At 53.6% G+C, this 11,881-nt stretch carries 10 protein-coding genes; 4 read left to right on the top strand and 6 right to left on the bottom strand.

Annotated features, from left to right (window positions below):
- Positions 1-257 precede the first annotated feature (257 nt).
- Together AB8516_RS15140 and xseA are read left to right on the top strand one after the other, a co-directional pair.
- The gene (locus AB8516_RS15140; RefSeq protein ID WP_369161898.1) at positions 258-3,782 is read left to right on the top strand and encodes an EAL domain-containing protein; all 3,525 of its coding nucleotides are present in this window, start codon (positions 258-260) and stop codon (positions 3,780-3,782) included.
- Positions 3,779-5,155 carry an exodeoxyribonuclease VII large subunit gene (gene xseA / locus AB8516_RS15135; RefSeq protein WP_369161896.1) on the top strand — a complete coding sequence of 459 codons (1,377 nt, stop codon included), beginning with the start codon at positions 3,779-3,781 and terminating at the stop codon, positions 5,153-5,155. The genes AB8516_RS15140 and xseA overlap by 4 nt, the downstream gene beginning before the upstream one ends.
- On the opposite strand, the gene AB8516_RS15130 is transcribed toward xseA, so the two are convergent.
- Both AB8516_RS15130 and AB8516_RS15125 read right to left on the bottom strand, forming a co-directional pair.
- Positions 5,150-6,595: an aldehyde dehydrogenase family protein gene (locus AB8516_RS15130; protein ID WP_369161894.1), complete on the bottom strand. Its 1,446-nt coding sequence runs from the start codon at positions 6,593-6,595 to the stop codon at positions 5,150-5,152. The two genes, xseA and AB8516_RS15130, sit on opposite strands and share 6 nt — an antisense overlap.
- 44 nt (positions 6,596-6,639) lie before the next feature.
- Entirely contained in the window at positions 6,640-7,086 is a 447-nt protein-coding gene (locus AB8516_RS15125) for a hypothetical protein (protein ID WP_108289637.1), read from the bottom strand.
- Between the two features lie 188 nt (positions 7,087-7,274).
- On the opposite strand from AB8516_RS15125, the gene AB8516_RS15120 reads away from it, so the two are divergent.
- Positions 7,275-7,790: an HPP family protein gene (locus AB8516_RS15120; RefSeq protein ID WP_108289639.1), complete on the top strand. Its 516-nt coding sequence runs from the start codon at positions 7,275-7,277 to the stop codon at positions 7,788-7,790.
- Between the two features lie 88 nt (positions 7,791-7,878).
- Here AB8516_RS15120 and AB8516_RS15115 read toward each other — a convergent pair whose 3' ends face one another.
- Complete coding sequence (locus AB8516_RS15115; RefSeq protein ID WP_108289640.1) at positions 7,879-8,400, bottom strand: dCMP deaminase family protein; 522 nt, start codon at positions 8,398-8,400, stop codon at positions 7,879-7,881.
- Complete coding sequence (gene grxD / locus AB8516_RS15110) at positions 8,400-8,744, bottom strand: Grx4 family monothiol glutaredoxin (RefSeq protein ID WP_108289641.1); 345 nt, start codon at positions 8,742-8,744, stop codon at positions 8,400-8,402. Before grxD ends, AB8516_RS15115 begins: the two co-directional genes overlap by 1 nt.
- Positions 8,745-9,137: 393 nt before the next feature.
- Here grxD and AB8516_RS15105 point away from each other — a divergent pair, with 393 nt between their 5' ends.
- A complete protein-coding gene (locus AB8516_RS15105; protein WP_369161890.1) occupies positions 9,138-9,776 on the top strand; it encodes an HD-GYP domain-containing protein in 639 nt (212 codons plus the stop codon).
- A 19-nt stretch (positions 9,777-9,795) separates the two neighbouring features.
- Here AB8516_RS15105 and AB8516_RS15100 read toward each other — a convergent pair whose 3' ends face one another.
- Together AB8516_RS15100 and AB8516_RS15095 are read right to left on the bottom strand one after the other, a co-directional pair.
- Positions 9,796-9,984, bottom strand: a complete 189-nt coding sequence (locus AB8516_RS15100) for a hypothetical protein (RefSeq protein ID WP_108289643.1) — start codon at positions 9,982-9,984, stop codon at positions 9,796-9,798.
- Entirely contained in the window at positions 9,981-11,774 is a 1,794-nt protein-coding gene (locus AB8516_RS15095) for an N-acetylglutaminylglutamine amidotransferase (protein WP_369161888.1), read from the bottom strand. Before AB8516_RS15095 ends, AB8516_RS15100 begins: the two co-directional genes overlap by 4 nt.
- Positions 11,775-11,881: the final 107 nt, after the last annotated feature.

The raw sequence follows: 11,881 nt of genomic DNA, 5'->3' as shown, positions 1-11,881 counted from the left end.
TAGGAGGTGCCGGTTGGTCGGTAAACCGTTAACCATAAATATCCTATAAATCAAAAATATAGAGGCTCAACAAAACGCTATCGCGAGCCTGGCGATCTACCCCTCACTACACATTGTCTGACTGACTCCGTCCGGCGCCAGGTTAGGCAGGAACCGATAAAGGTAATGAGGCCCCTGCAACATGAAATATTACCCAACATTCGATTTTCAAAGCGCTATGCTTCTGGTAAGGACTGTATTTCACCGGAACTGCGACTATGCGGAGACGAGCTGTCAATACTATTGGAAGGTATTTCCTGCTCTTTTCAATCCTTTTAGTAGACGCCATTCAAGCCGATCAGTCGGCTACTTTGTTAAAAGTCGGCATCTATAACAATCCACCCCTCGTCACTCTCAATCAGACAGGGAGTCCCGGTGGTCTGTTCATAGAGACTCTCAATGAAATCGCTTCCAAAGAGGGCTGGAAACTCTATTACGTAGCCGGCACCTGGAGCGAAAACCTGCAGCGCCTTGCCACCGGCAGGATAGACCTGCTGCCGGCCGTAGCAATCAACACAGCCAGACAACAACAGTTTTTGTTCATCGAGCAAGGCCTTGTCAGCAATTGGGCGCAGATTTTCATTCCTGAAACGTCACCGGTCAAGTCGTTTCCTGACCTGGACGGTAAACGTATCGCCGTATTGCGGGATGATGTGTATATCACTGGTGCGGGTGGTCTTGAATCCCTGTGCGAATCGTTCCTCATCACCTGTGATCTCATCGAATACGACACCTATGACAGGGTCCTGCGTGCCGTCTCCCTAGGGAACGCGGACGCCGGCCTGGTCAACCGCCTGTTTGGCGCTACACGGGGTCATATCTACCCTGCCATCGCCAGCCCCATTGTACTGATGCCTCAGGATATACGTCTTGCCATATCGCGAAAATCACCCAGCGCCGAATATATAAAGAAACGACTGGAATACCATTTGGCGATCATGAAAATCGATGACCTTTCAGCCTACCAACAAAACCTGAGGAGCTTATTCGAGCCGGAAACAACCATAGAGGAGAAGATACCGACCTGGATATTGCAGGTGCTCCTGATGAGCAGTCTTGTGATCATCGCACTGTTTATCCTGGCGCAGATCCTCAGCCTGAAACACAGCCGCAAGAGTCAAAAACTAATTACCCAGGAGGCACAATATCGACAGTTCTTCAACGGCGTTGCCATTGCGCTCTGTGAGGGTGACAGCTCCAGGGCCTTGATCAAACTGCAGGAACTCACCGACTCAGGCGTGAAGGATATCCGCAGTTATTTAGACAACCATCCACAAGAGCTTGCTGAATATATTCAGCTGATCCGCATCGTGAACGCAAACCCGGCCACCCTGCGGCTTTTCGCCGTCGACACTTTGTATGAACTGCAACATTGGCTGCCGGAGAGCTACACGCCTGATGTGTTCACCGCATTCAAGGAGTTTCTCATCGCAAGCAGCGAAAAAAAACGGGTATTCACTGCGGAGATCTCCATGCTTGCAGCCGATGGCAGACCGATTCAGCTGCTGATCTCTTTTCCTCTCTCACACACCATTGACGAGGCTCGCCGTATTCCTGTCTCGATCATGGACATCAGCCTGCAACGGGATACGGAAAGACAACTCTCCCTGGTCATCAAAGGCGCCACGCTGGGCTTCTGGGATTGGAACCTGACCACAAACGAGTTGACGGTGAACAGCAGATGGATGGATATGCTGGGATTGTTGCCGGACGACCTGAAAGGCAATATCGAGGATTGGCGCAGCCGCCTACACCCAGCGGATAGAGAACGGGTGATGCCGATCATTATGCAGCATATCGAGGATGGCATTCCCTATAACGTAGAGTTTCGAATGCGCCACAGCGATGGCCGCTGGATATGGATCGAGGGTTCAGGCGGCGCCGTGGAACATGAGCCGAGCAGCAACCGCCCCACTCGCGCCTGCGGCACCCATCAGGATATCTCTGATCGAAAGCGGGCAGCCGACACCATGCATACGCTAATGCGCAGTATGGTGGGCATCACCGACGGTGATTTCTTCAAGCATGTCGCACAGGAACTTTGCCGCTGGTTCGATGCCGATGGGGCCAATATCGGCGAGCTGATCGGTAACAACCGTATCAAGGCCCTGGCAACCATTGTCAACAACAAATCCATTGATGATTTTGAATACACACTGGCAGGAACGCCCTGCGATGTCGTGATCAAAGATGGTGCCCAGCTCTACACACAGGGAGTGCAAGACCTGTTTCCCGGCGACGAGAATCTGGTCTTACTGAAGGCCCAGGGGTATGCCGGCACACCTATCAAGGATCGTACAGGCAGGGTAACAGGTATCGCCTGGGTTACATCGAGCAAACCCTTGTTCATGGAACATGAATGGGTGGATGTGATGGATATTATCGCCGCCCGGGTCAGTGCCGAGATCGAACGCATGCACGCAATGGACCGACTGGAACACCAGGCCACATTCGATGCCCTTACCGAACTGCCGAATAGACGCTTATTGCTGGATCGCCTCAGTCAGTCAAGGGCTCGCTGCCTACGACACAACCACCGTGGCGCGGTCATGTTTATGGACCTGGACCATTTCAAGACCATTAACGACTCCTTGGGACACAATATCGGGGATCTGCTGCTGCGGGAGGTGGCCATTAGATTGACTGAGCAGATCCGCGATGAAGATACTGCCTCCCGACTCGGTGGCGACGAATTTGTGGTGCTGTTTTCTGAATTGAGCGGGGACCCTCAGCTGGCGGCGCAGCAGGCCCAACAAGGTGCGAATAAGATTCTCAGGACCATATCGGAGCCTTTTACGATCAGCGGTAACGAACTTCACATCACGCCCAGTATCGGTATCGTGATTTTCCCGATGAACAATGAAACCGCTGACGATATCCTCAAATTTGCCGATACCGCGATGTACCGGGCCAAAGATGCCGGTCGCAATACCATCCGCTTCTTTCTTCCGGGGATGCAGCAGGCGGCAGAGGAGCATCTGCGTCTGCAGCACGACCTCAGGCTGGCACTGGCAAACGACCAGTTACTTCTCCATTTCCAGCCCCAGTACAACAGCGAGGAAGAGTTGGTGAGCGCTGAAGCGCTGTTGCGCTGGAATCATCCACAACAGGGTGAGATCAAACCCAATATCATTCTTCCCGCGGCCGAGGAATCGGGACAGATCCTGCCGATCAGCGAGTGGGTGCTGAGACATGCCCTGATGCTGAGCAAACCATGGGTGCAGGAACCGAACAATCTCAGACGCATCGCAGTCAACATCAACGCTATACATTTTCACCAGGTCAGTTTTACCGATCAGGTCAAGACTATTTTGAGGGAGACCTCATTCAACCCGAACAGGCTGACCCTGGAAATCCATGAAAACACCCTGGCGGAAAACCTCAATGAGGCGAAACAGAAGATTCTCGCATTGAAGCAGCTTGGGGTCAGATTTTGTATCGACAGTTTTGGAATAGGCTATGCCTCTATCGCCTACTTGAGACAGTTGCCACTGGATGAACTGAAGATCGACCGTAGTTTCATCAGGGATATCGCCAGCGACCCCAAAGACGCCAAACTGGTACAGACAATCATTACCATCGCTCATCAGATGGAGATCGAAGCTGTTGCAGTCGGCGTCGAAACAGAGCAACAATTGCAATTTCTGCGTGACAATGGCTGCAGGATATTTCAAGGTTACTACTTTGACCGTCCGTTACAACCGGAAGCGTTAGAATCCAGCCTGAAGAAACAGCCAGCTTGAATACGACAACCAGCGACATTCCCCAGAGAGATATCTATACGGTTTCCCGCCTGGTGCGTGAAACACGTTCGGTACTCGAGAACAGCTTTCCGCTGATCTGGATCAGTGGCGAGATCTCCAACCTGGCTCAACCGGCCTCCGGGCATATCTATTTCAGCCTCAAGGATGAGATCGCCCAGGTTCGCTGCGCCATGTTCCGCATGAAGCGCCAGCGACTGCGTTTTCAACCGGAGAACGGGCAGCAGGTGATGCTGCGCGCCAAGGTAAGCCTGTATGAAGCACGTGGCGAGTTCCAGCTGATCGCGGAACATATGGAGCCGGCAGGAGAAGGGGCCTTGCGACTTGCCTTTGAGCAGCTCAAGCAGAAACTTGCAGCGGAAGGCCTTTTCGATGCTGCTCACAAACAAGCAATCCCCGGCATGCCGAGGCAGGTCGGTATTATCACTTCACCGAGCGGCGCTGCGATTCGGGATCTGCTCACCGTGTTGAAGAGACGCTTCCCCGCATTGCCTGTGGTCATCTATCCGGTCCAGGTCCAGGGTGAAGGGGCGGCACAACAGATGGTGCATATGCTGCAACTGGCCAATCAGCGTAATGAATGCGATGTATTGATCCTGAGTCGCGGCGGCGGATCGCTGGAGGACCTGCAGGCATTCAACGACGAAAGTCTTGCCCGTGCCATTCATGCATCCAGGATTCCACTGGTCAGCGGTATCGGCCATGAAATAGACTTCACCATCGCCGACTTTGTCGCCGACCAACGGGCACCCACGCCATCGGCGGCGGCTGAACTGGTATCTCCCGACCAGGCAGCCTGGTTGAAGCAGCTGCACCAGCTAGGCCAACGTCTTGACCTGATTCAGACGAGACGTTTACGACATCACCAGGAGCAGCTCTCCACACTCCGGAACCGTCTCCTCAGGCAACACCCGAGCCAACGCCTGCAACAACGCGCTCAACGGCTTGACGAACTCAACCAGCGCCTCAGACAAACCCAGCAGCTCTACCTCGTTAACTTGCAACACAGATTGGAAAAGCTGTGGTCCAGCCTCACGCGCCTATCCCCGCAACAACGCATCGAGAATCAGCGCCACCACTATCAGTTATTTGCGGAAAGGCTGCAACGCGCCATGGAACGCAGCCTTCTGGATAGCCGAACGAAATTGAACCAACTGGCAAGAGACCTGCACACCCTCAGCCCGCTGAATACCCTGAGCCGGGGCTATGCCATAATCAGCCGTGAAGAGGATGGCCATATCCTTCATGCCAGCAGCGAAGTCGAGAGAGGTGACCGGGTAAATGCCAGACTCAGCCAGGGCAGCCTTGTTTGCCGGGTCGAAGATATCAACCCGGCAGCGAAAAAAGAGTCATAACTCGTCAGAGCGGATCACCATCATCTTCTCAATCTGCATATCACGCATGGTATGGGGTATGCCGCCAACGCCCATACCTGACTGGCGCAAACCCGCAAAGGGCATCCAGTCGACACGAAAGGCGGTGAAATCATTGATCATCACCGCCGATGCGTGCAAGCGTTTATAACCTCGCAGCGATCGCTGCAGGTTATTGCTGAAGACCGCCGCCTGAAAGGCGAAGGGCAAGGCATTGGCCTGATCGATGGCCAGATCCATATCATCATAGGCATAGACACAAACCACCGGTCCGAAGACCTCCTGGGTACTCACCTTTGCGTCCACCGGTGGATTGTAGAGCACTGTCGGCTGATAACAGGTTTCCGACAAGGGTTGGCCGCCACAGATCAGTTCAGCGCCCTGTTCTATCGCCTCGCTGACCCAGGCATGGATTCGCTCCACTTCACGGGGCCGGATCAGCGGACCTATGGCTGTCTCCTCGAGTGTCGGGTCGCCCACTCGCATACTGTTTCCTTCGGTTGCCAGGCCATCCGCGATACGGCGCGCAATCGACTGATCGGCGAACACCCTCTGCACGGACACGCACACCTGTCCGGCATGGTAGAAGGCACCCTTGGCAAGCAGCGGCAGGGTATCGTCGAGATCGGCATCGGCTTCAACAATCACCGGTGCAAGGCCACCATGTTCGAGAGCGCATCTCGTGCCTGGCGCCAAATGGGATCGCAAATGCCAACCCACCCTCGCACTGCCGATGAAACTGAAGAAATCGACCCGGGGATCGGTCACCAACTTCCCTGCAACCTCCAGATCCGCGGTGACCAGCGCCTGCGCCCACGCCGCAGGCAGGCCCGCTTCTCTGAGTATCTCGATGAATCGCATACAGGAGAGCGGGGTATCCTCGGCCGGCTTGATGATCACGGGGCAACCGGTGGCAACCGCCGGAGCGACTTGATGCACAATCAGGTTGAGGGGATGGTTGAAGGCACTGACGGCCACCACCACCCCAATCGGCTCCCGGTGGGTGAATGCGACCCGTCCGCTGGATGCAGGATTGACCCCCATGGGAATCTCTTCACCGGCTTCGGTGCGCAGAGTCTCGATGCAGATTGCAATACCATCAATAGCACGCGCCACTTCGATACGTGAGTCGATGAGGGGCTTGCCGCCCTCTCTTGCCGCTTCCAGTGCCAGTGACTCAGCCCTTTCGGCCATCAGCTCGGCGGTTCGCCTCAGGATTGCAATCCGATCCGACAACGCCAACCATCCGTCACGTTCATCAAACAGATTACGCGCAACAGTCAAGGCCTGCTCCACACCATTCTCATCCACAGTGTCGATGGTTGCGATCGGAGCCAGATCGAATGGCGCGACCACCTGCATTCGGCCTGCGGATTCGATCCCGGCAGCGATCATATGGGGGTAGTGGCTCAATGGGGACATCGAGACCTCCTTGACAGCAAGTATTGCCGCTCCAAACTAAAAGTCTACTTGGCTATCAGCTCTTTTGCCTGTTCGACCCAGCGCTCCCGCTCGATTCTCCCCTTGAAGTTCAGCCTTTGTGAGAAATCCTCAATTTCCGCACTACTCCAGGCTGCAATCTGGGCATAACTTTTAACCCCATATTCCTGTAGTTTCTTCTCGATGACAGCGCCGATGCCTTTAATCATCTGGAGATTATTCCTGTTTTTGGCCGCTGACTGGCTGGCCGCAGGTTTATTCGCCGCAGGTTTATTGACGGTACGTCGCTTGGTTACCGGCGAAGCCTTTCTGGCACCTTCGTCCAGCAGCTTTCGCAATGCCTTGAACTCCTTCTCCAACACATCCACCCTGGCCTTCAGGGCTTTGTGATGGTCAGAGGTGGTGAATCTTTTTTTAAGTTTTTTCTGAATTTTGTCTTGCAGTGCATTACTTGATTTACTCTTCTTGGACATCAAACTTCCCCTTATTCATGTGGTTATTTTTCCAGTCTAAGTATTTATTATGGAACAAAAATACTGTTTTTTCAGGAATGATGGAGAGGTTATTTACCAACCGGACATTTATCAGCCTAAAATCATGACCACTTCGGCGGGTACCCGTCTGACCCTTTTCATATTCATCCATCAGCCGGGATTCACTCATGGGCCATTTAGACTTTATCAACCTGTTGGCGGATAGACGCAGACAGGTGTTTTATCGTCTAAAGTTCAGATATACGATTCACCATCACATCTTGGATGGCTATAACACCAATACATCAGAGGAGATACCGATGCTGGTAAGCGACTATATGAGTTCCACACCCATCACCGTTCAGCAAGAGGATAATTATGATCTGGCTTTCGAGATCATGGAAAAGAAAAACATGCACCACCTGCCGGTTGTAGACAACGAGAACCAAGTGGTCGGCATCGTGACACGACGGGATCTTCAACTCGCTGCCCGCTATTTCAAAGAGGCTCCGGTGGAGATCGCCGAAGTCATGCATACCCCTGTATTCACCACTTTTGCAAGCACTCCCCTTGCCTCGGCGGCCAAGCAGATGAACGACAACCGGATCGGCTGTCTGCCGGTTATCGGCGATGACAAACATGTCGCCGGCATGCTCACCGAAACCGATCTCTTCCGTGCACTGACCGATTTACTGGACAGTTAGCAGACGAGCAAAGCTAATCCAATTTTAGAATCACTGACTAATGCCCGACCGTGCGCCCACCACGACCGGTTAACAGGCCCTGCGCCGCTCAATCATCACTGTGCAGAAAAAGGTTCATCACCTTCTTGAAAAATCCGCCCGGCGCAATGGTGATCTGGGCATTGTCGTGGTTGATCTCTTCCATTGCATAGCCGGTGACTTCCACACCGGCTTCGCGGTACATTTCGCTGGAGAGTTTCAGGTCGTCGGCCCATCGGGAGAGAAAATCCCCACTGGGTGCGATGTAGACGATACGCCCCACCTCCTCCTGGATCAGTTTTGATGCACAGCGCGGGCAGGGCGGATGAGTGACATAGACAGTACAGCCGGTGAGATCACGCTTGGCGAAGATCATTGCATTCTCTTCAGCATGAATGGTCAGGTTGAGCTTGCAGTCGCGGTCGCCCAGCCGCTCCTGTTTATCCTCCACACCGGCTGCGAATCCGTTGTAGCCAAGTGAGATGATGCGGTTCCCATCGGTGATAACAGCGCCGACCTGGGATGAGGGATCCTTGCTCCAGGCTGAGATATAGGCCGCCAGCCCGAGAAAGCGGGTATCCCATTTGGTCATTAGCGTTGATCGTCGCCTGTCGGCGCAACTTTGGCTGCCGCCTCTTCCATCATTTTCTTCAATTCACCACTCTGGTGCATCTCCAGGGTAATGTCGCAACCGCCGATCAGATCACCATCGATGTAGATCTGTGGGAAGGTCGGCCAATCGGCATAGCGCGGCAGGTTCTCGAAGATCTCCTGATCGGCGAGCACATTGACGTAGGCGAATGGCACCCCGCAATCCTGCAGGGCAGCGGCAGCACGGGATGAGAAGCCGCACATAGGGAACTGGGGTGTACCCTTCATGTAGATAACTACCGGATTGTGCTCGACCTGCTCTTTGATTCTGTCCAAGACATCCATCGTGTATACCTCACAATATGGGTTATCGTGTCTATATGGGGTGCTTACTGTAAGATTCAAACACGATTTTATCAGGGAATTCTATCTATTTGTGCCGGGATAAAAAACCCGTAATAATCCAAGCGTACACCTTTTGACCCGACAGGGCTTGAGAAGTTGTCGACACAGATCCAACTATGCCGGTCCGGCATGTCTGATTCGAACTGCAGGCAGCTGACAAGATACACTTACCGGCGAATCGATGAATGCCGGTTATTGTTGGTGCAGGCAAAACCACAATGAACACAACGACAACAAGGGAATTAAACGACTGAAATAGATCCCAAGTGACGTAAAATCATTTAGTAATCTTAAGCTTAACCGGAATACAGGTTGCATAATTGGCAGAGAATTGTGATACAAAAGGAAGATATCGACAATTTACAAAAAAGTGTTTCATTGCTTGAAGATCATATCGGTTTTAAACTGGAACCGATTCTCCACTATGCCCTGCAAGCAAGGGACAACTACACCCTGGAACACTGCAACAGGGTTGTCTCACTATCGGAGCGAATTGGTAAGCATCTCAATCTGCAAAAGCACGAGATGAATGTACTCTCGCTGGCTGCGGGTTTTCATGATATCGGCAAGATCGGCATACCCGATAACATCCTGCTCAAGCCCGGCAAGCTCAACGGAGATGAGTACGATGGCATCAAGGCCCATGCCAGTATCGGTGCGAATATGCTACGCACCCTGGCACACCCGCTACTCAACGAGGTCGCAGAGTGTGTTCTGCATCATCACGAACATTGGGATGGCAGTGGTTACCCGGATGGCTTGAAAGGTCATGAGATACCGGTCATCTCGCGCATTATTTCCGTAGTGGATGCCTATGATGCCATGACCTCGACTCGCAGTTACCGGCAGGAGATCAGCAAACAAGATGCATTGAAGATGATCGAATCTGAGAGCGGAAAGCAGTTTTGCCCGGATGCGGTAAAAGCATTACTGGCTGTCTCCAAGGCGGATATCCCTCCCTTGAAGAAATAGACACGACACAGAGAATTCCCTACTTTTCCATCCGCTCTTCACAGTAGGCCTTAGCTTTCATGTTGGCGGCAACCGGATCACTCCCCTGGTCGATAAACTCCACTGTCATCTGCTTGCGACAACCCTGGTAGTTGAAGAGTGCGACATCGACCGGATCTGAACACCCGCTGACAGATACCGCCATAGCCAGTAGCAAATAACGCTTCACCCTATACTCCTTGCCTGATGAAGATTGCGTTGCAGCCAGTACTCGAACAACGCGATATGCCACAACTTGCTGCCGCGTATTCGGGTGTGGTGCATCTCCGGCGCGGCCATCAGCATGTCGATATATGACTGCTGGAAGACCCCCCGTTGCCTCGCCTCCCGGGTATCGAGTATGCCGCGCATGAACTCGAGAAACTCACCCCGCACATATTTCAAGGCAGGCATCGGGAAGTAGCCTTTGGGACGATCGATTACCGCGTCAGGGAGGATGCCCCTGGCCATCGCCTTGAGGGGATATTTGCCTCCCTCGCGCAATTTCAGCTCAGGCGGGCAGCGAGCCGCCAGCTCAACCAGGTGGTGGTCGAGAAAGGGTACTCTCGCCTCCAATCCCCAGGCCATGGTCATATTGTCCACACGCTTCACCGGATCATCGACAATCAGCATGGTCTGATCCAAATGCAATACGGCGTCGATCAATGTCTCTGCATCGGACATGCTGAGCCGCTCGGCAATCAGCTCCCGCGTATAGTCGGCGCCTCCATACTCCGCACTGACCATGCGCAAGTACTCATCGTGATCGCGGTCGAAGTAGTGTTTGGCGAATCTCTCCACCGCTTCGCCATTGTGCTCCTGCATGATGCGCGAATACCAGAAGTAGCCGCCGAAGACTTCATCGGCCCCCTGCCCCGACTGCACCACCTTGATCTGCCGGGAGACCTGTTCTCCGAGCAGATAGAAGGCCACCGCATCCTGGCCGAACATCGGTTCGGCCATGTTGTCCACCGCTTCAGGCAACCGTTTCAACACCTCGCTATTGGGTACCAGGAACTTATGGTGCTGGGTATCGTATCGCTCGACCACCGGATCAGAGTATTCGAACTCACTCCCCTTCTCTTCCGGCTGATCTTCGAAACCTACTGAAAAGGTCCTCAAATCCCTGGCGCCGGACTCTGCCAGTAATGCCACCAGCAGGCTGGAATCGAGACCGCCGGAGAGCAACACCCCGACAGGCACATCGGCAATCTCATTGCGTTTATACACCGCTTCGCGAAGCGTGTCGTGTATCGCCTCCAGCCACTCCCCGTCCGATAACGGCACTTCGGGACGGGTGGCGGGATAGCGCCAATAGGTGCGAATGCGTTCCGTACCATTCGCTTCGATCACCATACAGTGACCCGGCGCCAGTTTGCGTACACCCCGAAAGATGGTCAGCGGTGCCGGCACCACGCCGTGCAGGGTAAACTGGTGATGCAGGGCAACGGGATCGATTACGGTATCCACACCGCCCGCAGCCAACAGCGCCTGGGTGTTGGAAGCGAATCTGAAACGCCTCCCGTTCTGGGTATAGTAGAGAGGTTTGATCCCGAAACGGTCTCTGGCCAGAAACAGACGCTGCCGTTGACAATCCCATACCGCAAAGGCAAACATACCGTGCAGCCGGTCGACACAATCCTCACCCCAGGCATGGTAGGCCTTGAGAATCACTTCGGTATCGCCACTGGAGAAAAAGTGATAACCAAGCCCTTGCAGGGTTGTCCTGAGTTCCTTGTAGTTATAGATGGCGCCGTTGTATACCAGTGCCAGACTCAGCTCCTGATCCAGCATTGGCTGATGCGCGTGTTCGGACAGGTCGATGATGGATAGCCGCCGGTGGCCGAATCCCAATGCGCCGTCGCTATAACTCCCGCCATGGTCGGGACCGCGCTGGCGCAATCTTTCGTTCATTCTCTCGATAGCCGACAGATCGGCAGGCCCACCATCGAAACGCAGTTCACCACAGAGTCCACACATACAAACTGAATCCGGATAACAATCCCACGTCCGAGCCTACACCAAGCCCTTTTATGTGTCATGCCATAACATTGTATATGTAGTGACATTGGAACAAGCCTGGTACA

This window comes from Candidatus Thiodiazotropha sp. LNASS1, assembly GCF_964212655.1.
Taxonomy (GTDB): domain Bacteria; phylum Pseudomonadota; class Gammaproteobacteria; order Chromatiales; family Chromatiaceae; genus Thiodiazotropha.
Note: the sequence above shows the minus strand (reverse complement) of the source record. Positions and strands in the feature narration are given on the sequence as shown.

Coding starts and splice junctions, on each gene's coding strand:
- AB8516_RS15140 (WP_369161898.1), top strand. CDS start 258: ATGCGGAGACGAGCTGTCAATACTATTGGAAGGTATTTCCTGCTCTTT.
- AB8516_RS15130 (WP_369161894.1), bottom strand. CDS start 6,595: ATGTCCCCATTGAGCCACTACCCCCATATGATCGCTGCCGGGATCGAA.
- AB8516_RS15125 (WP_108289637.1), bottom strand. CDS start 7,086: ATGTCCAAGAAGAGTAAATCAAGTAATGCACTGCAAGACAAAATTCAG.
- AB8516_RS15120 (WP_108289639.1), top strand. CDS start 7,275: ATGGGCCATTTAGACTTTATCAACCTGTTGGCGGATAGACGCAGACAG.
- AB8516_RS15115 (WP_108289640.1), bottom strand. CDS start 8,400: ATGACCAAATGGGATACCCGCTTTCTCGGGCTGGCGGCCTATATCTCA.
- grxD (WP_108289641.1), bottom strand. CDS start 8,744: ATGGATGTCTTGGACAGAATCAAAGAGCAGGTCGAGCACAATCCGGTA.
- AB8516_RS15095 (WP_369161888.1), bottom strand. CDS start 11,774: ATGTGTGGACTCTGTGGTGAACTGCGTTTCGATGGTGGGCCTGCCGAT.